Annotated in this window: 15 protein-coding genes; 6 read left to right on the forward strand and 9 right to left on the reverse strand. The window is 54.7% G+C overall.

From position 1 onward, the window contains the following. Positions 1-12: 12 nt before the first annotated feature. Together O2597_RS00470 and O2597_RS00475 are read left to right on the forward strand one after the other, a co-directional pair. Positions 13-3,273 (forward strand): hypothetical protein, encoded by a 3,261-nt coding sequence (locus O2597_RS00470; RefSeq protein ID WP_269522185.1) that lies wholly within the window; start codon positions 13-15, stop codon positions 3,271-3,273. 16 nt (positions 3,274-3,289) lie between these two features. Then, the gene (locus O2597_RS00475; RefSeq protein ID WP_269522186.1) at positions 3,290-4,021 is read left to right on the forward strand and encodes a hypothetical protein; all 732 of its coding nucleotides are present in this window, start codon (positions 3,290-3,292) and stop codon (positions 4,019-4,021) included. 279 nt (positions 4,022-4,300) lie between these two features. Here O2597_RS00475 and O2597_RS00480 read toward each other — a convergent pair whose 3' ends face one another. Genes O2597_RS00480 through O2597_RS00490 form a run of 3 tightly spaced genes read right to left on the reverse strand, consistent with a single transcriptional unit; the run spans position 4,301 to position 7,140 of the window. After that, a complete protein-coding gene (locus O2597_RS00480) occupies positions 4,301-5,599 on the reverse strand; it encodes a TRAP transporter large permease (RefSeq protein ID WP_269522187.1) in 1,299 nt (432 codons plus the stop codon). Then, complete coding sequence (locus O2597_RS00485) at positions 5,596-6,075, reverse strand: TRAP transporter small permease (RefSeq protein WP_269522188.1); 480 nt, start codon at positions 6,073-6,075, stop codon at positions 5,596-5,598. Before O2597_RS00485 ends, O2597_RS00480 begins: the two co-directional genes overlap by 4 nt. 42 nt (positions 6,076-6,117) lie before the next feature. Continuing rightward, positions 6,118-7,140, reverse strand: a complete 1,023-nt coding sequence (locus O2597_RS00490) for a TRAP transporter substrate-binding protein (RefSeq protein WP_269522189.1) — start codon at positions 7,138-7,140, stop codon at positions 6,118-6,120. A gap of 482 nt (positions 7,141-7,622) precedes the next feature. Between O2597_RS00490 and O2597_RS00495 the strand changes: the two genes are divergently transcribed. Beyond that, entirely contained in the window at positions 7,623-10,610 is a 2,988-nt protein-coding gene (locus tag O2597_RS00495) for a DUF4982 domain-containing protein (protein WP_269522190.1), read from the forward strand. Positions 10,611-11,297: 687 nt separating this feature from the next. On the opposite strand, the gene O2597_RS00500 is transcribed toward O2597_RS00495, so the two are convergent. The 5 genes from O2597_RS00500 to O2597_RS00520 all read right to left on the reverse strand — a co-directional run bounded on the left by O2597_RS00500 (position 11,298) and on the right by O2597_RS00520 (position 19,267). Next, the gene (locus tag O2597_RS00500; protein ID WP_269522191.1) at positions 11,298-11,897 is read right to left on the reverse strand and encodes a transposase; all 600 of its coding nucleotides are present in this window, start codon (positions 11,895-11,897) and stop codon (positions 11,298-11,300) included. Between the two features lie 240 nt (positions 11,898-12,137). Continuing rightward, positions 12,138-14,486 carry a discoidin domain-containing protein gene (locus tag O2597_RS00505; protein WP_269522192.1) on the reverse strand — a complete coding sequence of 783 codons (2,349 nt, stop codon included), beginning with the start codon at positions 14,484-14,486 and terminating at the stop codon, positions 12,138-12,140. After that, the gene (locus tag O2597_RS00510; protein ID WP_269522193.1) at positions 14,487-15,194 is read right to left on the reverse strand and encodes a prepilin-type N-terminal cleavage/methylation domain-containing protein; all 708 of its coding nucleotides are present in this window, start codon (positions 15,192-15,194) and stop codon (positions 14,487-14,489) included. 289 nt (positions 15,195-15,483) lie between these two features. Next, entirely contained in the window at positions 15,484-16,215 is a 732-nt protein-coding gene (locus O2597_RS00515) for a PEP-CTERM sorting domain-containing protein (RefSeq protein ID WP_269522194.1), read from the reverse strand. A gap of 256 nt (positions 16,216-16,471) precedes the next feature. Then, positions 16,472-19,267: an Ig-like domain-containing protein gene (locus tag O2597_RS00520; protein WP_269522195.1), complete on the reverse strand. Its 2,796-nt coding sequence runs from the start codon at positions 19,265-19,267 to the stop codon at positions 16,472-16,474. Between the two features lie 349 nt (positions 19,268-19,616). Between O2597_RS00520 and O2597_RS00525 the strand changes: the two genes are divergently transcribed. From O2597_RS00525 to O2597_RS00535, 3 genes are all read left to right on the forward strand, one after another. Next, positions 19,617-20,459: a PEP-CTERM sorting domain-containing protein gene (locus O2597_RS00525; RefSeq protein WP_269522196.1), complete on the forward strand. Its 843-nt coding sequence runs from the start codon at positions 19,617-19,619 to the stop codon at positions 20,457-20,459. A 542-nt stretch (positions 20,460-21,001) separates the two neighbouring features. Then, complete coding sequence (locus tag O2597_RS00530; protein ID WP_269522198.1) at positions 21,002-21,799, forward strand: PEP-CTERM sorting domain-containing protein; 798 nt, start codon at positions 21,002-21,004, stop codon at positions 21,797-21,799. Positions 21,800-22,088: 289 nt separating this feature from the next. After that, the gene (locus O2597_RS00535) at positions 22,089-23,264 is read left to right on the forward strand and encodes a polysaccharide deacetylase family protein (protein WP_269522199.1); all 1,176 of its coding nucleotides are present in this window, start codon (positions 22,089-22,091) and stop codon (positions 23,262-23,264) included. A 102-nt stretch (positions 23,265-23,366) separates the two neighbouring features. On the opposite strand, the gene O2597_RS00540 is transcribed toward O2597_RS00535, so the two are convergent. After that, positions 23,367-24,488 (reverse strand): substrate-binding domain-containing protein, encoded by a 1,122-nt coding sequence (locus O2597_RS00540; RefSeq protein ID WP_269522200.1) that lies wholly within the window; start codon positions 24,486-24,488, stop codon positions 23,367-23,369. Positions 24,489-24,572 lie beyond the last annotated feature (84 nt).

Here is a 24,572-nt window from a genome sequence, read left to right on the forward strand (position 1 = left end):
TTTCATTTAGCCATGACACCCAAAAGTATCCATCCTTCGACTCCCCGGAGAAATGCCGGCTTTGCGCTCGTTGTTGCCCTCAGCCTGATGGCGTTCATCCTACTGCTGTTGTTAAGCCTCACAACCTTCGTATCCGTGGAAAGCAGTAGCGCCGCAAACTTCCGCGCTTCGCTGGAAGCGAAACAGAACGCCGAGCTCAGCCTCATGGTGGCGGTCGGCGAGTTACAAAAACATGCGGGTCTCGATCAAAGAGTGACCGCTCGTTCCGACCTCTCATTTCCTGCTGCACAGAATGGATACTGGACCGGAATCTGGGACTCGACAGACACCACCCTTGCTCCAGCTTGGATCGTCAGCGGGAACGAAGGTCTTGAGACGAACGACCCGAATTACCTGAATCCAGCCAGCAATGTCCCGGACCCCAGCGACCAGAACGACAGCATCTGGTTGGTGAAAAACAGTGTCGCGACACCAACCGATCAGGTCAAAGTCAACAGCAACGAGATCACCGGCAACACCGGCAACACCACCGGTCGCTATGCGTTCTGGGCCGGCGACGAAGGGATCAAGGCAAAGTTCAACATCGTCTCCGAAGACAACACCGAGAGCAACAGTCGCACCGCATCTCCGACGACGCTGGCCTACCAATTCGGGATCAACCAGATCGACAACCTTTTCCAGAGCGAGGATTTGGAAGACAACGTAAAGACCGGCGCTGCGGCCTCAATGAGTGAACTCGCGCTTCTCACCAGTGACAACGCAATCTCCAAAAACTATTTCCATGACCTGACGGCAGTCAGCCAGGGCCTGCTCACCGATACGAAAAACGGCGGCTTCAAGAAGGATCTTACCTACGCCTTTGAAAACAGTTCGGTCTATAATCTCGAGTTCGGAGCCTCGACCGACAACGAGGATCGCTTTTTCATGCCGGACCTGATCGAGCCAACAACGGGCCACACAGGCCCGAACTGGGATATCCTCAGGGCCTATTACAATTTATACAACGACATCGATGCGAACGGCAGCATCGAGCTGCAAGCAGCGAACCCGGGCTTGAGCACCGCCTTACGGACCGACTACGTGCCGTATAAGCACGGATTGATTAATGACTTCTGGTATTACGATTATACCGACACTTACCAGCGGAACAGTCCGGTCACGCCGGTTGTTTCACGCCTGCAATTGGATTTTGGGATCAAAACCTCTCTGTATGGCGGCGCCGGACAGTATAAAATCGAACTGGAAGTGCGCCCGATTTTCGGGATCTACAATCCATACAACGTGGCCATCCAAAATGCCGCCTATCAGGTTAATCTCGAACTCAACCCTTCCTTCGAGTTGGTGGTCGACGGGGTGAGCTATACTTTCAATTTCGACGACCAGAATGTCCTGACCTATGGGAGTAACTACATGGTCTTTTATGTTGAAACACCGAGCAGCCAATTGATCGATTTCCAACCCGGCGAGACGCGCTTGTTCTCTCCGCTGAACCGAAAGCTCCTCAAGAACACCAGCAACGGCGTCAACGAGTTCTACATCCTCCGCAACACCTATACTGTGGGCGGCTCGCTGTATTTCACTGTCCGGGACAGTGGCGGCAATATCATTTACGCAAATCCGGACAGTGTCATCCAAGTGAAGCAAATCGACGTGGGTGAAGACACATTTGTATGGTTGCGCGGCGGCCCTAGCCGGTCCGATCTAAAGAGCCTCCAGCGGATCAAGAAGCTCTGGCAAGACTCGAACATCGGGCCCAAATTAATTGACTCCAGCAACCCGCCCGCACCCGCGACCGCCGCTTCTCTCGAAACCGGCGACGAACTGGCGAGCTGGGCGTTTCAAATGCAAACCTCACAGAGCAGTTACGGCCTGCGCAATGGCATCGATAACAACCTCCGAACGCTTCAAGGCTCACCCGACTGGGACGGTTTCATCAACGGGAACGGCAACACCATGTTGAGCGGTTTTTCCTTTGAAGGCGACCGGGGCTTGCTGGCCTCCCCGCTGGAGCCCGAAACATATGACAACGTCCGCTATTCCGGTCTTTGGGGCAACAGCATCACTGCAGAAGGTCAAGGCCACGTCGTCCTATTCGATGTGCCGCGGGAACCTTTGCTTTCCATCGGCGCCTTGCAGCACGCCAACCTTTCACGCTATAATAACGACCCCAGCTTGATCATCGGAAACTCCTACGCCAACCCGCGCATCCCTGCCGACGCCACCGAGAATATTGGCTACGGCGGCATCCCCGAACTCGACGTCTACGACTGGCCTTATCTGGTCAACGAACAAGTCTGGGACAGCTATTTCTTTTCCTCGATCGACCCGAACCTCAATGATACTGAGATCGAAAACCTGATCGACGATCAGGAGTATCGGAACAAGCGCTACCAGTTTACCCGCAGCACCCGGGAATTGATCGACGACGCGGTTTTCAGTAACGCGAAAGATAATATCGACGACTACCACGCACTGGCTTCCTACATGGCCGTGAATGGACCGTTTAACGTGAACTCCACTTCGGTCAACGCATGGATCTCCGTGCTCAGCTCGATGAATAATTTGAGCCTGCCCGTTTACGACCCGTCAACGAATGTTGCCACCAGCACAACCGGCAACCTCTTCTTCACACGACTCAGCAAGCCATACGGAAGCGCCTACAAGACGGATGACAACTCCGGTGCCGTCAACTTCTGGCGCGGTTTCCAGGAATTATCCGCGAACCAGATTGCCGACTTGGCGCAGGAAATAGTCGATCTCATCAAGGCCCGTGGACAACCTTTCGGCACCATGGCGGAATTTGTAAACCGCAGCTTGAATGACATTCCGGAAACCAATGATGACGAGCGCCTCAGCGGTATTCTCCAAGAGGCCATCGACAATACGTCGACCCAGATCAACAGTAAGATCGATTCATTGCTGACATTGAACAGCAGTGATACCGAGGGGCCAACCCCCTTCCCGACCCATGTCTCCGGCTCTCAAGCCGCCAGCGCGCCCGGGCACTTGCTGCAGGGTGACATCCTGCAAGCACTAGCTCCGATCTTAACAACTCGCTCCGATACATTTATCGTTCGCGCCTATGGTGACGCACGCAACCCCCTGACCGATGCAATTGAATCGAAAGCCTATTGTGAAGCGGTCGTGCAACGACTACCGGAACCCGTTGAAGGCGACGTCAACTCCAGTGTGGATCGCAATAATCCAAGCGGTAATTTCGGCCGCCAATTTAGAATCATCAAACTTCGCTGGCTGAGCCCGGAGGAGGTCTAATCACCAATTACTGAAAATGAGACTGATCGATCAAACCGCCCGCACACTTTGCATGCTCGCTTTGCTTGCGAGTCCGCTACTCACCGCTCAGACCACTCCCGAAGAAAATGTCAGCGTCGATTTCACGACACTGAACTGGGACACAAAGGTCATTCAGGACATTCAGTTCGAAACCGACAACAAGGTCGAATCCATCAGTATCTATAACCGAGGCCTATCGATTCCCAAGCATTACCACGGCCCGGCTACCCTTACCTTCTTCCGGGAGCAGACCAAGCCGGATACCGGCGAAACGGTCCGCGTGCCGGTCGCCCAAACCAAGCTGACTTCCGATACCAGAGAAGTGCTGCTCGTCTTTCAACCGGCCAATGACCAGTCGAGGGAGTATTACCACATCTATCCGGTCAAAAGAGATCGTGAAATTTTCCCGCGCGGCAGTTATCAAGTCTTTAATTTCAGTGACTACACGATCTCCGGTAAAATCGAAGACAACATGTTCAAGCTGGAGAAACAGAGCAGTACGATCATCAAACTGCCGCTGCAGAAGACGACCACGATCGAGGTAAAGTTTGCCCGCACCTCCGGCGAAGCGTGGAAAATGGCCTATAGTTCACTCTGGGGACATAAGGCTGGAGACCGGGTGAACATCTTCATCTTCAATAGCGGGAATCCGGTCAGTCCGATCGAAATCCGCCGCTATAAGGAATTCCTGCCGGCACCGGATACGAATAAGACTTCTTCGATTTAATTCCGGCAGGATGGCGGTGACGGTGGCCGCAACAATTCAAACCGGCACGACGCACATGGCGGCTCAAGCCGCCACTACGGCTGACGCGAATGGCACTACTTTAAGCTTCTTATCGTAGTGGCGACTTCAGTCGCCATCGAGCCGAGGTGGCTTAGGATGCTGAATATGGCAGCTAAAGCAGCCACTACGAGCGACGCTTTGTTGCAATAGGAACCCTTCTATTTGTCCTTAAAGTAGTGCCATTCACGGCTGACGCAGCTGTTACTAGAGCTGATATGACTACTTCAGCAAACCGGGGAGTTGCATGCTCAACGGCGCCCAATAGGTGATGAGCAGCAACATCGCAAGCATGACCAGATAAAACGGCAGCATTGCCTTTGAAACCCGGACGATATCACTACCACCGACTCCCGCCCCAACAAACAAGCAGGTGCCTACCGGCGGAGTAAGCAAGCCGATACAAAGGTTGGCAATCATGATAATGCCGAAGTGGACCGGATCAATCCCCAGAGATGTGGCAATCGGAAGGAAAATAGGAGTAAAGATCAGCACGGCCGGGGTCATGTCCATAAAGACTCCAACCGCCAGCAGTGTCATGTTAATGATCAACAGAATAACAAATGGATTTTCGGATAAATTGAGCAAAGCCGCACTCACCTGTTGCGGCACTTGCTCCTGGGTCAGCAAGCGGCTCATGGCATAACTGCTGGCAACGAGGAAAAGCACCACCGCCGTCGTCCGTGCCGCCCTGAGCGTGATGCCAATCAGCTCGTTCGGGTTGATTTCACGGTAGAAAACGACGCCCAGCAGGAAGGCCCAAAGCACTGCGATGGCAGAAGCTTCAGTCGCGGTAAAGATGCCCCCCAGAATGCCCCCCAGCACGATAAAGATGAGCAATAGGCTGGGAAAGGCCCCCAAGAGTGCCCGGCCGAAAGGAGGCAAGTCCGGCGCGTCCGCTCCAGCTTGCTTTCCGTAGCCACGGACAAAACAGATCAGAACAGCGGCTATCATGATGCCCAGGCCGATCACCACTCCTGGCAGGATTCCCCCGAGGAAGAGCGCGGCCACTGAGACATTTCCCGCGACCAGGGCATAAACGATCATGATATTGCTGGGAGGAATCAGCATGCCTGTCGTCGCAGCGGAGGCAGTGACCGCAATATTAAAATCCCGCTCGTAGCCTTTTCGGTTCATCTCCGGGATCAGCGTGCCGCCGATACTGGAAACAGCGGCCACGGCGGATCCGCTGATGGCACCAAAAAGCATACAGGTCAGCGTGTTGACGAGTGCGAGCCCACCGGGCAATCGCCCCACAATCACCGTCGCCAAATCAATCAAGCGTCGTGCCAATCCCCCACGCCCCATCAGCTCGCCCGCGAGGATAAAGAATGGAATGGCCAACAAGGCAAAACTGTCGATCCCGTTGGCGAGGTCGCTGGCAATCGAGAGTGAAACCTTATCATAATCGAGTGCGAGCGCAGTGACAACAGTCGCCAAGCCAAGAACAAAGGCAATCGGCACTCGCAGGCACAACAGCGCCACAAAGCACACGAGCATAATCGCCAGCTCCTGACTCATGATCCGCCCTCCTCTCCATATTCAATCACATCATTCACGAGGATCGCCCAGATGGATTCGATGGAGAACATACTGATCAACATTCCGCTCACCGGGAGCGCCAGGTAGAACCAGGCCTTGGCAATGTCGAGTGCCGGTAGCATTTGGCCCGACGCGAAGCGCTGGCTGACGAGTTGCCAACCGCCTCCAAGCATGATCACCGAAGCGAAGAGCAACACGGCCACTGAGACCAATAAGCGGTTGATGCGTTGCACCTCCTCCGGCCAGTTGCGAACGATGACATCCAAGCCAAGGTGGCGTCCTTCACGGCAGGCCAAGGCCGCCCCCAGCAAAGCCAACCAGACCATCAGCAAGCGGGCCAGCTCCTCCGACCAGGACGCCTGGCTGCCGAGAAGATAGCGACTCGCCACCCCCCAAATCACATCCACCACCAGTATTGAGAATACCACGACAAGGAGGACCTGCAAAAAAGCCACCAGGCCATTATTCAATTTTCGGACAGCGCCTAACATGACAGCCTACTCCGATACTTGTTGGATACGGTGAACCAGATCCTTCAATTCGCCAACCGCATACTTCTCTCGAACCGCCTCGGTTGCTTGCATGAATGGCTCCATCGATGCTTCATGGATGGTAACGCCCTGCTCCCGCATCACCGACAGTGCATCCACCACTGCGGCATCCCAGACTTTCCGCTCAAACTCAGTCGATTCGATTGCGGCCTGCTGAATCCATCCCCGCTCTTCGGGCGTCAGTGAATTCCAGGTCTTTTCAGAAATGAACAAGATATCGGGTATCCGGGAATGGTGATCGAAGCTAAACTCCTTGCAGACTTCAAAGTGACGCGAGGAAACAAAGCTTGGCGGGTTGTTTTCCGCCCCATCGACCACCCCCTGCTGCAGCGAGGTGTAGAGTTCCCCCCATGAAATCGGCGTCGGAGACGCACCGAGTGCCTTCATCGTATCAATCGCGACCGAATCATTCATCACGCGAATCTTCATCCCTTTCAAATCCGACGGCGCTTGAATGGCTTTCTTGGCATAAAAATTCCGACTTCCGGCATCGTAATAGGTCAGTCCTCGAAACCCGCTTGGATTGCCCGATGCATTGATCGCCAGGGCATCCAGCAGTTCCTGCCCGATTTCACCATTGAGCACCGCCCAGTAGTGATCGCTGCTCCGGAAAAGATAAGGAAGACTGAATACTTTTGCTTCCGGGATAAAGCTTCCGAGCGATGCCGCACCCACCTGGGCGGCATCCAGCGTGCCCGCCTGCATTTGTTCCAAGGTTTGCGTTCCACTGCCCAACTGAGCGTTGGGAAAGACATCGAATTGAAGACGCCCCGAGGAATAATAAGCGACCCGCTCGGCAAAAGACTCGATGCCGGCATGGATCGGATGGTTGGTTGGCAGGCCGTGCGACACTTTCAGCCGCCTGACGTCGGAGCTAGCTCCTGAATTGCCGGGTTTAAGGAAGGCAAACAGCGATGAAGTGACGATAAGACCCAGAAGAAATCCAAGAGTGAAGTATGCTTTTCTCATTAACCGGAAATTTGTGGGTACCCTATAATTGTTCGAGCAAGGAGCTGGCAAAATGCGAGCAGCGGTTACTGTCACACACATTCCAGGTCCACTAGTCTCTAGCGGGGAATCGTAGGAGGTTGCTTTGCCGATCATGAATCCCTGTTAACGGCGGCGAAGCAGCTCACTACCGTTGTGACAGTAACTCCGCCATCTTGATTCCCAGTCGCCTTCGCGAAGGACTATGATTCCCGTCCAACCGCCTGACAGCGCTCCGCGAAATCTGCCCTCAATATTCCAGCCCTTCTCATTCTCTCCACTGATGGGCCGAACAGAAACCGGATCAAACCGGGCCAAGGTATTTATATCCTGACTGTTCCAAATGGCAAACGCCAGACTCCTACAGAGTGAGAACAGCAACGGAGACAGAATCCATCTCATACAGGCTAAAATCAAAGTGACTTCAGACAATATTAACCCAGGTGCAGTTGCACTTTAGAATTATGCCGCGAAAGCACATGATCACACAACCGACATCAAAGTTACGGACCTTCATCACCTTCGTTCTAATTGTCCGAGCCCTGCATGGTGAAACACTGAATTTCAATCCGGACTGGCGCTTTGAAAAATCCGACCCGCCCGGAGCTCAAGCCATTGCATTTGATGACCGGGACTGGAAAAGCGTCTCCACTCCACATACGTTCAACGACACGGATACCTTTGATGACTGGTCGCCAGCCGGCCACAAAGGCGAGATGAACCAGTGGATGGGGCGCACCTGGTACCGTAAACATTTCGTCGCCCCGGAGGACTGGCAGAATAAAACAGTCATCATCGAGTTTGAGGCGGTGCGCCAGTTGGCGGAAGTCTATGTGAACGGAGTGAAAATCGGTTCCTCGATCAATGGCTTTCTCCCTTTTGCCTTTGACCTCAGTCCGCACCTGAAGTTCGGCCGCGAAAATGTATTGGCGGTCATGGTCGACAACTCCTTCATTAAAGATGACGACTACGAGGGATGGCACAGCTGGGATAAGTATGAAGGTGGTGCCAAGCTGCCATGGAACAACCCCCACTGGCATCCCGCACACGGCGGCATCTACCGGAACGTCCGGCTCCATGTCAAAGAACCGCTCCACCTGACACTCCCCCTTTACAGCAATCTGGGAACAGTTGGCACCTATGTCTATGCCAGGGAGATCTCGCGCGCAGAGGCCATGATCGGGATCGAGCCGCAAATCCAAAACTCCGGCACATCGACACGGACATTCAAAGTGCGGAGTCGCGTACTGAACCGGGACGGAGCGACCGTGTTGACTCTGGAAAAGGAAGTCCGCCTGGAACCCTCCGAGACCCGGATCATTCAGCTCAGCGGCAGGGTCAGGCATCCACAATTATGGGAGCCTCAATACCCATACCTCTACTCCGTCGATACCGAGCTGATCGAGCAGAACAGAGTGGTCGATTCGGATCAACAGCCACTGGGCATACGCTGGTTCCACTTCGACAAGGACTACGGCTTTTTCATCAACGACCGTTATGTCAAATTACAAGGCTGGGGCCAGAAGTCGACCAACGAATGGCCGGGGCTGGGAGCGGCCCAACCCGATTGGCTGCATGACTTCACCCTGAAAATGATCCGCGATGCCGGCGGCAATTTCATCCGCTGGGGACATACGGCGGGATCGCCGGCACAACTCAAAGCGTCTGATAAATATGGGATCCTCACCCTCCAACCAGGCGTTGATGGGGAAAAGGATGTCACAGGCTCCCCGTGGGAGGTCCGGCTCGCATCCTTCCGTGACGTCATCATCTATTACCGCAACCACCCCTCCATCGCGATTTGGGAAGGCGGCAACCAGAGCGTGACCGATGAGCACGCCACGGCCCTCAGAGCGGTGATGGACCAATACGACCCGCACGGAGGCCGGGCCTATGCGCACAGGCGGGCCAATGCCGTGGTGGAACCCTATTGCGACATTACCATCAGCACCGAAGGCTCGGGCTTTCGCCCGGCTCTGCCGACCGTGGAAGGTGAGTATAACCGGGAAGAATCGCCCCGCCGGGTCTGGGACCGCCAAACTCCGCCCTACTTGAACTGGCATGCCAGTGGCAGCTATGACCTTAGCAGCGAGGAATTTGCCATCAATCAGCTCTTCCAATACGAAAAGATCGCTTCCCCAAAGCACTGTGGCGGCGCCAATTGGATCTTTTCCGACTCAACCAGTGGGGGGCGCGTGGATTCGGAAGTCGCACGCACCAGCGGTGAAGTGGACGCCGTTCGATTGCCCAAAGAGGCCTACTGGGTCTGCAAAGTCATCTTTACCGACGAACCGGACCTGCATCTGATCGGCCATTGGAACTACCCGACAGGCACGGTAAAAGACGTGCACGTCGTCGCCGATTGCGACGAGGTCGAGCTCTTCCTCAACGGCCGTTCGCTCGGCAGACTTCCGGCCCAGACTCAGGTTTCCGAGCAGTCGGTTTTGCACCCGCTCCTGTTTACCTTTCCCAAGGTCCAGTATGAACCGGGTGAATTACTCGCAATCGGCTATGTGAAAGGCAAGGAAGTCGCCCGTATGCTCAAACGCACCCATGGGCCGGCGACCGCGTTACGCATCACCCCGATCACCGGACCGGGCGGCTTTCTGGCAACAGGAAGCGACGTGGCGCTCTTTGATGTCGAAGCCGTCGATGCAGCAGGAAACCGGTGCCTGACATGGGAAGGACGCGTCGACTTCGAATTATCCGGACCGGGTATCTGGCGTGGCGGCTATAACAGCGGTCGAATCGACTCGATCAACCATACCTGGCTCAATCTTGAATGCGGGATCAACCGCGTCGCAGTGCGCTCCACACTCGAACCGGGGACCATCGAGCTGATCGCCCGAAGCAAGGGACTTCAAGACGCGGCCCAAAAGCTCGAAGTGAATGCATTCGGGATCCAAAACGGCATGAGCCGGCAGCTGCCGGTGCTGCCGCCCCAGGAAGCACTCACTCCTCTCCCTGAACCGCCGAGCTTGGAACAACAACGCGCTGAAGCCGATACGGCTAATCGACAGCCATCCTCCGCAATGTTCGATCAAATTTCCTATTCCGGACCGACCAACAATGTCGCCGTCGTCAAAGTGCGTCCGAACGGACAGATGTATAGCGATCACCACCAAGTCTTCGCAACCATACCGGACGAATGGAAAGGCGGCGAATGCCTACTGCTGCCCAATGCAGACTGGAACTACTCGGCAGTCGACTTGCTCCAATTTGAAAGTAAGCAAAACGCGACCCTCTACATCCTGCACGACACACGCCTGCCCAAAGAAAGCTGGCTGGAAGCTGGTTTTGAGCGAACAGGCAAACAGTATGCAATCGGGCAGCACCACTGGGATGTCTATCAACGTAAAGTCTCTAAGGGAGAATCCGTTTTGATCGGCAGCAATACGGAAGACAGCGGACCGAAACGGTGGATGATGGTGCTCATCTCCGTTGCCGACTGAGACCGCTTTCCAAAATATAGACAGATCGGCAGCTTCGATTTTCTTTGGCCACTGTCCATAAGCTGGCGAGTTGCCTAGGTTGATGGTAGCCAGCACACGTTTGACCGTAGCGGTGGCTTCAGCCACCGTTTACGCCAGCCGCAACGCCACAGCTTGACCCACAGAAGATGGCGGCTGAAGCCGCCACTACGACTGGCACACTACTTTGACCGTAGCGGTGGCTTCAGCCACCGTTTACGCCAGCCGCAACTCCATAGCTTGACCCTCAGAAGATGGCGGCTGAAGCCGCCACTACGACTGGCACAGCGCTTTGACCGTAGCGGTGGCTTCAGCCACCGTTTACGCCAGCCGCAACGCCATAGCTTGACCCTCAGAAGATGGCGGCTGAAGCCGCCACTACGACTGGCACAGCGCTTTGACCGTAGCGGTGGCTTCAGCCACCGTTTACGCCAGCCGCAACGCCACAGCTTGCCCCACAGAAGATGGCGGCTGAAGCCGCCACTACGACTTGCACAACGCTTTGACCGTAGCGGTGGCTTCAGCCACCGTTTACGCCAACCGCAACGCCACAGCTTGCCCCACAGAAGATGGCGGCTGAAGCCGCCACTACGACTTGCACAACGCTTGACCGTAGCGGTGGCTTCAGCCACCGTTCTCCGCGGCATGCACGCCCCCATGCCCCTTTGCTCAATCCAACTCAGAGTGAAGCCAACGGTATTCGTCCGGACTTGAGGTCAATTTGGCTTTTACCGGATTATTCGCAATATAACGCTGCACCTTGATTCGCTCGGCATCAATTCGGATCCAACGATCGAACCAGTCTCGTTGCCAGAAAGGACCACTCCGCCCCAGTGTCTGGTTGCAATTGCGTGCACTACGGCCTTTGAATTGACGGATGGCTTTAGATAGCGAGATGCGAGAGTCCTGATCGCTCACAAATAAATGCATATGGTTTGGCATGATGACCCAGTCGCGAACCTGCCACCCCACCGCAAATGTATCGAGTTCCTCCGCCAGCGACTGGCAGCAGTGATCGTCCAGAAACGGAGCAAAGCCTTCACAACGATCCAAATATTTTTCGGCGGTGAGGAAAATTCGCCGCTGTAGCCGGTCAAATTCATCGGAGTTCGAAACAACCTGCTCCAGCGACTCTTTTATCTCACGAATCTGGCGTTGCGCCGTTAAGGGAAGTGAGCCTTGGCAACGAATCGTAATAAAGTAGCTCCCGTTTTCGATTTCCCAGTGCGGTAACCGGTTTCTCCAGCGACTAATCGTGCGTGGCTCCATAGTGTCGAAAGACTTGAAACGGCCGACATGTAGTCAATCTTATTATGGTTTGTTCTGACTACGATTTGACTATTATGCGTATCGGTGACTTTACACAAGAAGATGGCGGCTGAAGCCGCCACTACGACTTGCACACTGCTTGACCGTAGCGGTGGCTTCAGCCACCGCACTAGATCGAAAATCTAGTTAAACCAAACTCGTAGCGGTGGCTTCAGCCACCGCCTCTACTGTCCAGATCCATCAAGGCTTCGATGACGGCAATCGCTCGCGCACTTCAAAGTAGCCGTAACCGTAGGCCACTGAATGCGGCGTAGCGTCCAATGCGATACGACCGTAGAGGTAAGCACTATCCGGAGACTCTTCTTTGAGAACCATTTGGCGCTCCGAACCATCCATCATCCAAAGACGAACCGTCGCTTGCTCGACCAACTCGTAATCGAAATTGATGGGGGCCTTCAGACGTACCGATAGCACACCGCTTTGATAGTCCGCCTCAAGCTCAGTCTGCGCCCGCGCCAGGTAGCTCATACTCAAATTGTAAGCCGTATTGAAACTCACCCAGCCTTCCGACCAACCGACATTCCCCACTTCCGGATGATAGGGATAATGCTGATTCTTGGGCGCACCATCAAAAACGAAACGTGCATTCGCCAACTGCCCGATCCCCCCTTCATGATAGGAATACCAGCCGTATTCAACCCCCTCGATTTCCCGCGGCGCATCATAGGAAAAATGACGCCCCGTCGGATTGCGCCCGAAGCAATTGTCGAAGTGCGACCAGACCAGTTCGTTCAAGCGCGTCCGGGTGGCATCGGAATCGACATAGGGCATGGCCGCGAGCAAACAGGCGGGAAAGCCCATCACATTACCGGGCTCGTTCCAATGCTGCGCACGCTCACCGGTCGGCACCCATTGATCTTCTGAAAGCTTGCGGAAATCCCACATATTATCAGACCGCGCGACCACCACCTGTGCCCAGTCGTTAATCTTTGCACGCAAGCCCACCGGTGCGCGATCCGGACACAGCTGCAGCATCGCGGCTAAGCTCGTCATCGTCACATGCTCGCTCATCCGCTGGCCTTTGGTCACCAGGGGATCCTCCCAATCCAGGTGGCGAATCAACCAATCCGTCTGCTTGTAGGCCGCATCGAAATAAGCTTCCGCCTTGGCATCTCCATCCCGCATTGCAACGGCATACATAAGCAGGTTCGGCAAGATACTATGCCCCGGCGGGTTCCCTCCCTTCGTCGTCCCCATCGTCTTTTTGACCTCAAGCAAATTGTGGTTTTCGCTCGTTTCGTCGTAACGGTAATCCCGGTCGATGCCCGTCATCTCCCAGGTCTCGCGCGCATAAGCCTTCACGAGCTCGTAGTTCTGATCCGGTAACCACTTTTTCAATACAGGCCAGGCATACAGGAAGAATGCCAGCTGCTCTTTAAGCATCATATGCCTGGCCTGCTGGCTCACGATCACATCCGCCCCCCAGTGGATCAGTTTCACCAGGTCCGGCGCATCTGCCGGATAAGGTTCCAAGGCCCCCCAGTTTCCCGGATGCCCGGTCGGTGGCTCGTAATCAATCTGAGACGGCATCCTTTCGTAGGCGTCCGGGTTCGACAGCAACATGGGAACAAGCGTGTTGAGCTCGTAGGCAAAATGGTGGTCGTCGCGCCACCCGAATGAGCCGATACAGCTCCCTTTGTAATTACCCAGGTAGTGGCGGCTATCCACCATGAAGTCGATCATGCCCGGATAGCTCACCCGTTCCAGCCACCAGTTCCCGATCCGGAAAGGAACCGATTGCTCCCGTTCCGCATGCACCACATACTCCACAGCATCGTTCGGCTCAAAATCCGAAAAGTCGCCAATGTGCCCCTGTATCCGCCCTTGATACAGGATCGTATCGCGGCCGTTCACCGTGATATGAAATCCGGTTCCGTCTTTCATCAGGGGCGCGGTGAAACGCTTCGGTTCGCCCCGATTGAAACCGCTTTGATTCAGATAGATCAGAGGCATCTGCTCGGTCCCCATGGCTTCCGCCAAAAGCGGGATACCATGTGCATCCGCAGGCCAGACCTTGAGCTCTTTCACCCGGAGCGGTTGCCCTTCCGGGTCGGCCACATACAGACGTATGCCTCGCGTCAGCACATCGACCGCGGCATCAAAGGGAATGCGTAGTGCGGTGGACTCGTTCCCCTCGACCACGGCCGATGGGATCGTTTGCCACACACCGTCCGATAAATACTGCAGCTCGAAATCCCGAATCGGATCCCGGTCCTGATAACCGGAATACAGATGCACCCCACCGAGATGAACGGTCTCCGGAAAGATCAGTTCCAGCCACTCCGGACCGAGGGAACCCTGACGGCTAATCCAGCGCGCCCCGTCATCAATATTGCCGTCAATCGCATTCGAGGCCTGGTAGCGGGGCGATTCAAGAACGGAACTGGCTCTTGCCTGAGCCGACCGGGCCAGATTCTCCACTGCCTGAACTCGGCAAGCGGACAAGATCAACACGCCGAAGTAAAGGGCTCCCAAACAGCCGCCGGATAAAGTCATCCGCATGGTCAGCGATAAGATCGGTTTGAGCACTTACCTTCTGGACAGATCCCAGAGGTCGACATTGGCAACGATATCTTCCTTAGCCAGGGTGGAGACACTCCCATCGAAATGCACAACGTTCGCTTTCCCATTGTGCCGGTAGGCAATGGCGTGTTGGTAATACTGCTCCTGAACATATGCCTTGGAGGCATACATCAGGATGAACATGTCCGCGCCATCGGCAAAAGCCATCTTCTCCGCAGGTCGCTCCAGTTTAACCGGGTTGACACCACTTTCGCCGACTGTGCTCCAGCCGCCGGGAATGTTTTGGATATTCATTCCATAGCTGTAACCGCCCACGTAATCGGAGCTGGTCGATTGAATGTCGCCACGCGTCGGGCAAATCATGGTTTTACGAACTAAGCTACCACTGTCTTTATCCCCGCCCAGGTATGCCAGAAAGTCCGGATTTTGATACCAGAAGGTGCGCCCCGTCACTTTACCGCCACTACTCCCGGCATTGATCGTGTAAGGGAGATAAATCCCCTGGTCATTCGCATACAGCATACTCGCAGCCTGCAACTGGCGAAGGTTACTCGCGCATTGGACCTGCTTGCCTTTTTCACGGACACCGCTTAAAGCCGGAATAAGTATCGCCGTCAGAACCCCGATCACGGCAATGACTGATAGTAATTCGATCAGGGTAAAAGCAGATCGCTTGGTTTTTCCGGTCGATGCGAAAGGGGGCATATCGTTCATTGTAGTACGGTTTTCAAAATTATAAACACGACTGAGGGCGGGAAACGTAATGTAGTTCAAACATGTATCGCCTCGCCCCCAAACTCAAGCCAAGCTTGAATGTTACAGTCACAGCCAAAACAAGGACCGGGCGTCAAGAATTCGTACGTCGAGGAACGATGACCATTCCCCTCCGGTAGGTTCGGTAGGAGACAAAACAAAATGAATGTTCATGACCGTAAATGAACGGTTCACGAAAAAGCCCGGCTCCACGCGGAACCGGGCCGAAGAAATTGAATGCAAACCCCGACTAGCGGCGACGGCGGAATGCCATGAAAACCAAGCCCGAGAGCCCCGCAAGCAAGGCATAGGTGCCCGGCTCCGGGATAATTGCAATCTGAATGGCGTTTAAGTAACCATAGTCTCCAGTAGAACCCCGACCAACGTTGATAACGATTTGGTTGCTACCATCTGCTGCAATCTCGGCAGTTGAAACAACCGTTTGGTCATTGTAATCCCCGACTCCATCGCTGGCGATATCAGTGCCCGAAGTAATCAGATAAACAGATTCCGTGCTGTCTCCGATCACTTGGTATTGAGTCTCGCGCGTCTGAGTAGTGGAACGTGAACCAAAAAAGGTGAAGACATAAGTCGCATTTGGATCCAAGCCCGACAGTGTAATGCTAGCTGAACTCGAAAAGCCGACAAATCCTTGCACATACCCATAGTCAGAAGTGGCTTCGGCAACAGCAAAATCACCGAGCAAAGCGGTCGATGGTGACGACGCACCGCCAGAGTTTGCACCATTAAATCCGGCTGTGAGCGTGTAAGTGATGCCACTGGCACCATTACTCGACGTAACCAAAGCACTGCTGGAACTGGCACTTGTTCCAACCGTATTCCAGTAGTTACCGTTTCCAGTATCTGTCTCTTGGAAAGTGCCCGCAGAGCCTCCAAAATCGAGAAAGACGGTCTCAGCGGAAAGGCTGGCGGCACTGACCAGAAGGAGTCCCGCGAGGTAATGAACAGTTTTAATTTTCATAGATATGAACGTGGGGATTTCTTAATTTTTCATATTCTTCACAGACGCAAAATGCATATGCGTGAGGAAAATTATGAGTGGTGTGTTAGTTTATGAAGTTAAACTGAGATACAAAATACAGCTTCATCGTTCATAAAGAAGGCCTATCAATAAGTTACTGTCACAAGAATCCTTTGATATAAGGGCGCTTCTGAAAACCTCGCATGCACCACGATTGGCTCAGATTGGGATTCGCCATCATGACGAAGTTCGACTCCTAGTATTCAAGCCGGTAGAAACATGTTCCACTCGGATCACCATCGTCGACATAGGGAGGGTTTGGTGTCGGTGTGACCTCTGTCCAGCTACCAGCCAGATCGGTGCTCATCCATAAGGCCCCGTCTCCGAGCCAGTCGACCACCCAGTCACCGTTGTTGAAGGAAACCGGAGGGAAAAGAATCGGAGTGTCACGATCACGCACCTCGATTTCCAAAGCATTGAGGTAGTAAAAATAGTACGATGAATTATTACTGGCCCCGACACTGACCGTCAGCGTGATTTCGCCTGAAACATCCGGAACGATTCCGGAAAGAGTGAGTGTCTCTGTGATATTGTTGGCTGCGTCCAAGTCGCCTGAAGCCGAGTTCGCACCACTGAGCGCATAATTTGTTTCCCGGTTGTCGCTAACGTCCGCCCGGGAGGCAAAAAAGGTAAAGTCGTAGAGCTTGCCGGCATCCAAGCCAGTGAATACGAACACAGCTTGACCGTTGTCGACGAAGTTATCAAAAGACAGGCCATCGCCATGCCCATAGTAAGCATCCACTACAGCAGCTTCAGGATAAGGAGCGCTGCTGTCACTCGTGCCGGAGCTGTTCGTATTTGTCATGGCGTCAACCATGACGAGTCCAATATGCGTCGAGATACCAGTCGAGGCCAACAAGTCATCAGTGAACTCGTACGGTGTACCCGTCCCGTTGCCGACTGCCGCCCGAATGGATGCGCTCGGGGAAATTGTATTCCAAGTTTCGGATACACCGGATACGAAATACGATCCTGAAAAATCGATGTAGATCGTCGAATCCCCAATGCTGCCGGCATTTGTGATCACTGTGCCGTCAGCCAGTGCGTTTCCATTCGCATCAAGAAGGTTGGAGGATGCACTGAGCACAACATGGCCTTCGACACTCGATGCCAAAGTCAGGGTAGCCGTCAGTCCGTCGACCGAGAGGCTAACAGCTGTGACTGGAATCAGGGAACCTCGGTTGGCAATCTGAAAATTCGATACATCCGTGACCGTGGCAGCATCCATGGTTTCACTAAAGGTAAGTTCTACCGCGAACTCACCGGCAATCCCCAAGGAGAGCAATGTTGGCGCGGTCAGGTCATCCAAGACCGAGAGGATGGCCGCAGTGCTGGAGATTGAATCGACTCCGTTGGTAACGGTCACCGTATATTCAGAACCATTCAAATCCGTAGTTGCCGCGGCGATGGTGTAGCTCTGCTCAGTGGCACCTGGAATTGCGACTCCGTCCTGATACCATTGAACTTGTGTGCTGCGAGTGCTTTGCACGGATGATGTAAAAACCGCAGTATCGTTTGCCTCCACACTCAGGGAGGAAGGCTGCCCCGTGAACAACAACTCGCTGTGAGGCTGCACATCGACTTCGAGCGCTCCGAGACTGGTGAAATCGTAAGCACTGTCATTGTCGGGCCCCGGGGCGAGCTCAATCGAAATTTCCCCGGAGGCGTCAGGAAAGAGAATACCTGTCCGGGTAGTCGTATCCTCATTGTCGTGAACATCCAGATCGACCGTATAAACACGGTCTCCCGTAACGGTGTATCGGGTTTGCAGATTCTCGCCCAAGGCCGCCCTGGAGGCATAAAAAGTAAAGCTGTAAGCTGAATCGGCCTCCAAGCCGGAAAGCTTGATCGTCGGGGTGAGATTGCTTTCCCCGTTGTATGTGGCCGCATTGCCATAGAGCGAATCGGCACTGACCGTATCCGGGTATAACGCGGACACCCCCGTGCCACTGGAATCACTGCTGTTAAAACGCGATACGATGGTGAGATCGATCTCCGTAGCGATCCCGGTCGAGGTCGACAAACCCGAAAGAACTGTTCCGTCAACGGAGCCCTCGGTTGAAGTAATATTATTCCAGGAATCCCCCAAAGTGCTCGTTGTCGTGTTCGCCTCGGCACCAAAATCGATCTGTATGTTCTGACTGAGGAGACCGCTCTCGACAACGGTTCTCCAGGCAACTTCCTCCAGGAAAGCCGCCCGGTCTGAATAGATATTTAAGCCCATCGATTTGAGACCTGAGATCGGATACAATCCTTCCGGACTCTCTCCGTAAATACTACTGTAATGCACACAGGCTGACAGATAATATCCATACCAATTGCCGTGATGGTTATCACTGCCGAAGAGATCGAAGAAGTCCGGATCGGTGGTTGGCAAATTGCCGCCGGCATTGTTCCAGGCATCACCCACCGGATTGACCCGAACCGGAAGCTTCCCCGGGTTGGCCTCGGTCAACTCGTCTGCTAAAGCATGATAGTTCGTCCTCAATTCGGTCAGCATTTCGTCGGTTGACTCGAAAGTCGTCGAAGTCGAGGTTCCGGTAATGATCGAATTGGCTTCGGCTTCGGCCCAAGTCATGTAGAGCATCACTTGCGTGTCGCCGTGGTTGGCCATGATCGAATCGTAGAGCAATGACCCGTAGGTCATATGTTCGGTCACATTTCCGATGTGCGTCGGCTGGGTTGAGAAATTCTGCAGAATAACATGCGTCCACGGCTCTTGGGAAATATAGGACTGGTTGGACTCGTAATGATATTGAAAGTCCTTGCCGCCCTCAGCACACATCACCGTGGTCGGGTCCTCATGCCCTCCGGCATTGGCCAAGGCATCAAAAATGGCTGGTATCGTAATGTCACCTCCCGGACCAATCGTAAAACTATTGCCGATAAAGAGAACCACGTTCCCGGCGTGAGAAACTGAGGGCGAGGCGGCAGCTGCAATGAAACTGCATGCAGCTACGAATGAATGTAAGCGATGGGATATTGGATTCATGTCGTTTAGAAAGAATGAGCATTTCTCGAACATTCTGCCCAAGCAGTTACATAACGAATTTTCATAACAAGGCAGCGCAGAATAAGTTCTCGACAAACAGTAGCCCCCCTCACGCCCTGCCGAAAGATCGGCATGTATGTTACAGTCACTGAATGAAGCGCAAGAGACGCCCCAGTCAGCAAAAGGGGCTTCATTTGCAACGGAGATCACTTTCTTTCAGCGCCTGACGCCAGGTCACAGCAACCCAAAAGAAGTATTGAAGCGCCACGCACGATGTGTCATTCTTGACTTCATCGAATGGAGTCGTCCAAGTGACGGCTCAACCGGTCTTACCCCCACCCTAAAAATCATGACCATAAAGACCTGCACTCTATCGCGCGCACTCCTGATCGCAGCGGGGATGCTCACCGCGTATTCCGCGTCCGCCCAGACCACTATTTTCGAAGACAACTTCTCCGATGGCTACGGAAGCATTAATGGAACCACCCCGACAACTGATCTAACTGGAACAGCCACCTGGACAACGCCAAGCTACGTAGGGCAGAACGGCGGCCTATTATATGGCAGGTTGGCTGGGACCGGTGCGGCCGCATCGACCGGATACCTCGCCTACACATTGAGCGCTGGGAATATCTACGAACTGTCGGTTGACATCGCCGGAGCCCCCCCGACTTCAGATACCTCGCAGTATGCCGGAATTGGCTTTTTCAGCACCGTAACTTCCACAACCGTACCCTACCACCAGCAAGATAGTGGTAACCCGACCGGCGCTTGGATGTTCCTGCGGACCCAGAATACTGACGCCAATGAGGGCGACCTGTCATTTCGCCCGCTAGGCACGGGCGGGTCGGCCATCGACTCCACTTTCGATGTCACCGTCTCGCGGAACTACAAGCTGGTGCTGAACACCAGCGACACCGACGCCGCCGCCGGAACGCAGTTCTCCCTGGCCCTGTTCGTCGATAACGTCCAATACGGGACGAGCTACACTTACACCGATGCAGAATCTTCAGCCCTACTCGCGAACGTGGTCGGCGTAGGGCTAACCGCTTTAATCGCCAGTGGCGGCCCCGATATAACCTTCGATAATTTCCTCTTAACCAGCACGGCGGTCGTTCCGGAACCCGGAACCTTTGCTCTGCTGGCCGGCTTGACCGCATTCGCTGCCATCGCGATGCGACGGCGCAAGTAGGATGATTGGACCGTAGCGGTGGCTGAAGCCACCGTTCACGCCGTACCGCAATACCGCAAGCTTTACACCCGTGCAATGGCGGCTCAAGCCGCCACTACGACCAGCACATTTGGTCCGTAGCGGTGGCTTCAGCCACCGTTCACGCCGTGCCGCAATACCGCAAACTTTACACCCGTTCAATGGCGGCTCAAGCCGCCACTACGACCGGCACATTTGGTCCGTAGCGGTGGCTTCAGCCACCGTTCACGCCGTGCCGCAATACCGCAAACTTTACACACGTGCAATGGCGGCTCAAGCCGCCACTACCGCCAGCACATTTGGTCCGTAGCGGTGGCTTCAGCCACCGTTCACGCCGTGCCGCAATACCGCAAGCTTTACACCCGTGCAATGGCGGCTCAAGCCGCCACGACCACCGGCACGAAATAGATCCTCAACGCATCAATTTGTGACTGTAACAAGCCCAAAACCCTTCAGACCTCCACGAAATTCATCAACCATCGTGCCGCTTTAACCTAAATTCGATCCCCCCTGAAACAAATCATATGAAGAAATACTCCAAAACGCGCACACTCGTGCTCGCTGCGGGCATCCTCACTGCGCTGTCCGCTTCCGCCCAGACCACGACGATCTTTTCGGAAGACTTCTCCGGAACAGCCGGAATTCTGGATGGACAATCCCCGACCGAAGGCACCGGCGTTTGGGATGCGGCAAGCTATGTCCAGAAGAACGGTAGCGGCACCACGAACGCGACCGTCGGCTCCTCGGTCAACAGCCTCGCCTTCACACTGGAAACCGGCTATGTCTACGAACTATCAATCGACATAAAAGGCTACACGCCCACCGGCACGACCTCCTCATACGCCGGGCTTGGCTTTTTCAGCGCACTTGATAATAATTACACCTCCTACACCAGCCCCACCCCGACAGGACCTTGGGCGTTCATGCGAACTCAGAACAGCACCGCTTCCAATGTGGGCGACTTATCGTTCCGAGGCCAGAACAGCGTCGCGGAGCAGGTCATCGATTCCAACCTCACAATCACGAATTGGCAGAACTTCAAGATGGTGCTGAACACTAGCGATAGCAACGCCTTCACTCTGGCCCTGTACGTCGACGACATTCAGTACGGATCGACCATTACCTACTCAGCCGTAGATTCCGCCACCCTGCTCACGGACGTGACGAGCGTCGGGTTTCTGGCCTACACAGCCAGTAGCCCCGGCGTAAGCTTCGACAATTTCCTCTTCACCGGCACGACGGTCATCCCGGAACCCTCCACCTTTGCTCTGTTGGCTGGCTTGACCGCGCTGACCGCAATGGCAGTCCGCCGGCGTAAGTAGTCAGATTTAAAAGCCATTGCCCCTGCTTTATTCTAAAGGCCTGTCGCTTTCTTGCGGCAGGCCTTTTTACGTCTCCCCGCTGATTGCACCAAGCACAGCATCACTGGTCGCGATTGCCCCGCGTCGAATGGCGGCTGAAGCCGGCCACTACGGCTTGCACGGAACAAGCCCCATCGATAAGCTGTGACTGTAACACGTTCAAAACCCTTTAGATAGCCGCGAAGTCCATCAATCCTAGTGCCACTGACACCCAGGCTCACCCACCCTTGCTTCATTCAAATTTCAAACCATGCAGACACCATTGAAATCACTTTGTACGCTCTTGTGCGGCCTCACACTCGCCGCCGGCGCAATCGCCAATCCGCTGACTAAAAACGGCAACATGACCGCGGGCAGCAGCACCCCGGATGCCTGGGCCCTGGCCAAGGGGGTCGATGCCAACACCGTCGAATTCCGGCGTGACACCGCGGTCTTCCAATCGGCCCCCGCCTCACTCTACTTTGAGGCGAAGAGTGGTGATAAAGATGTTTCAGTTTATCAGCTTCTCCAACCAAGCACAAATCAGCTGGAGATCCGCGGCAGCCTGCGGACCGAAGGTGCATTCACCTCGGTGATCGTCGCGGCCCAGATCTTCGATGCCAACTGGAAACAACTGGCCTGGAAGAACCTGACCGTGATCGAGACGCCCGGCGACTGGCAGTCGTTTTCCCGCACGATCTCCCTGCCGGCGGGCACGGCGCGGATCAACCTGCAGCTGAGGGTCAAAGGTCCCGGCAAAGTCTGGATGGACGACGTAGAAGCGGAGGAGAAAGGTGACGCAGCGCCCAAACCGAAGGCAAGCGCCTGGAGTGGGCGCCAGCCCATCAAGCGTGTGGAGACCTCCGAACCGGTGGTGGCATTGACCTTTGACGACGGGCCGAAAGACGGGATCAATTTGAAGATGCTGGACCTGTTCAAACAGGAAGGCATCCATGTCACCTTCTTTGATGTCGGGCGCATGGTCCGCAAATACCCGGAGATTGCACGACGGACGATCGCGGAGGGCCACGAGATCGGCAGTCACTCGGTCAGCCACCCCAAGATTCCGCTGCTGGACAGCATGGAAGAGGTCCGGGCTCAAATCGTCGACAACCAGGCCATCATCAAAGAGGCAATCGGCACGGAACCGAAAGTCTTTCGCGCTCCCTATGTCATGCATGACAAGCGGATGTGGGAAGTGCTGGATGAGCTCGGCCTGCCCTCCATCGGTGCCAGTATCGGAACCTCCGACTGGGACCATGCAAGCACGGTGGAAAGCATCACCGACAAAGCCACTTTGAAAACGCAGGCCGGTGATATCGTGCTGATGCACTGCTGGTCGCCCCAAACCCTGGAAGCGCTCCCCGAAATCATCCGGAGACTGCGTGCCAAAGGCCTGCGCTTCGTCACCGTCTCCGAGCTGCTGGCGTTGGAGGAGAAAAAGTAGCGGTGGCTTCAGCCACCGTTTACGTCGTGCAAGTAACCCATGCGGCTTTACATACGAAATGGCGGCTAAAGCACGCCACTACGACGCGATGCTTGAGGTCGCCTACCCAGTCTGGAATCGATAGGCTCTTGGCGTGAGTTTCGTCGCGGCGCGAAAGGCCAAATAGAATGCCTTGGTCGTGGGAAAGCCGCATTCCTCGCCGATCGACTCATTACTCAGATCCGAATGCCGAAGCAGATACTTGGCTCGTTCCACCCGGACGCGCTGAATCTCCTCATAGGGACTGCGTCCGGTGGCCTCGCGGAAACGACGATTCAGCGAACTCTGGGAAATCGGAAATTGCTCCAGAAGATCCGTCACACTGAGTCCGCGTTGAGCATCACTGCGGATCACGCCAAGGACTTGAGCAATCAATGGATCCTGCAGGCGGATGTCACTGGATTCACGCTCAACCACGCCCAGCGGTGAAATCAGTTCAAATTGTTTCGTGTCCTTACCCCGCATCAAAAGATCGAGTCGTCGAGCCCCCTCAAATCCGATTTGATAGGCTCCCGGATCGACCGAGCTCAGCGTCGGGCTCGACAAGCTGCAAATGGCTTCATCGTTTCCTGCACCCACTACGCACATTTCACCAGGAATACGGATACCCGATTCATGGGCACAGTTGATGACTTCCCTGGCGAGCAAATCATTCGTCGCAAAGATACCGAAAGGCGGCTTCCGGCTCTTCAACCACGCCATCAATTCCTTGCGGTCGAGCGGCGCGGAGACATTAAACACATCCGCCTCCAGATTGGCTTCTCCGGCCGCTTTCAAAAAGATTCGCTCTCGAATTTCGGAATAACGGAAACCCTCGAACCCGATATAGCCCATACGTTTCAGCCCCAATCCTCGTAAGTGGTCAAATGCCTGAAGTGTCATTTCCGAGCCGTTGCTGGTCAGGCACGGGATTCCCTGATCGACCAAGCCGGCCGCGACCAGCCCGAACATGGGCCCTTTGAATTTCAAGCATGCTTCCAGATCCGTCGGCTTCAGGGGCCGGACTAAAAGTCCGTCGCACCAATGCGGGACATTGACCGACCCGGCAGCGGACTCGAAACAAGGCAGCACGATTTCCCAATTCGCACGCTGACGCGCATAATCCGAGGCTCCCCGGAGCATCTCACGCCCCTCACCACTCGAAGTGTCAATGGTTATCCCGACATGCAGCACTGAAGCGACCATACCGAACTGTCTAGCACGATGACAGCGGCATCAAACCATATTTGAGCGAAATCGACACATTTAGGATTCTTATCACTATTGTTT

It is taken from the genome of Coraliomargarita parva, from assembly GCF_027257905.1.
GTDB classification, from domain to species: Bacteria; Verrucomicrobiota; Verrucomicrobiia; order Opitutales; family Coraliomargaritaceae; genus Coraliomargarita_A; species Coraliomargarita_A parva.

Excerpts from the sequence above, each read along its gene's own strand:
- O2597_RS00500 (WP_269522191.1), bottom strand. The coding sequence starts at position 11,897 with ATGGAGCCACGCACGATTAGTCGCTGGAGAAACCGGTTACCGCACTGG.
- O2597_RS00520 (WP_269522195.1), bottom strand. The coding sequence starts at position 19,267 with ATGAATCCAATATCCCATCGCTTACATTCATTCGTAGCTGCATGCAGT.
- O2597_RS00515 (WP_269522194.1), bottom strand. The coding sequence starts at position 16,215 with ATGAAAATTAAAACTGTTCATTACCTCGCGGGACTCCTTCTGGTCAGT.
- O2597_RS00525 (WP_269522196.1), top strand. The coding sequence starts at position 19,617 with ATGACCATAAAGACCTGCACTCTATCGCGCGCACTCCTGATCGCAGCG.
- O2597_RS00475 (WP_269522186.1), top strand. The coding sequence starts at position 3,290 with ATGAGACTGATCGATCAAACCGCCCGCACACTTTGCATGCTCGCTTTG.
- O2597_RS00530 (WP_269522198.1), top strand. The coding sequence starts at position 21,002 with ATGAAGAAATACTCCAAAACGCGCACACTCGTGCTCGCTGCGGGCATC.
- O2597_RS00470 (WP_269522185.1), top strand. The coding sequence starts at position 13 with ATGACACCCAAAAGTATCCATCCTTCGACTCCCCGGAGAAATGCCGGC.
- O2597_RS00510 (WP_269522193.1), bottom strand. The coding sequence starts at position 15,194 with ATGAACGATATGCCCCCTTTCGCATCGACCGGAAAAACCAAGCGATCT.
- O2597_RS00495 (WP_269522190.1), top strand. The coding sequence starts at position 7,623 with ATGCCGCGAAAGCACATGATCACACAACCGACATCAAAGTTACGGACC.
- O2597_RS00540 (WP_269522200.1), bottom strand. The coding sequence starts at position 24,488 with ATGGTCGCTTCAGTGCTGCATGTCGGGATAACCATTGACACTTCGAGT.
- O2597_RS00535 (WP_269522199.1), top strand. The coding sequence starts at position 22,089 with ATGCAGACACCATTGAAATCACTTTGTACGCTCTTGTGCGGCCTCACA.
- O2597_RS00480 (WP_269522187.1), bottom strand. The coding sequence starts at position 5,599 with ATGAGTCAGGAGCTGGCGATTATGCTCGTGTGCTTTGTGGCGCTGTTG.
- O2597_RS00490 (WP_269522189.1), bottom strand. The coding sequence starts at position 7,140 with ATGAGAAAAGCATACTTCACTCTTGGATTTCTTCTGGGTCTTATCGTC.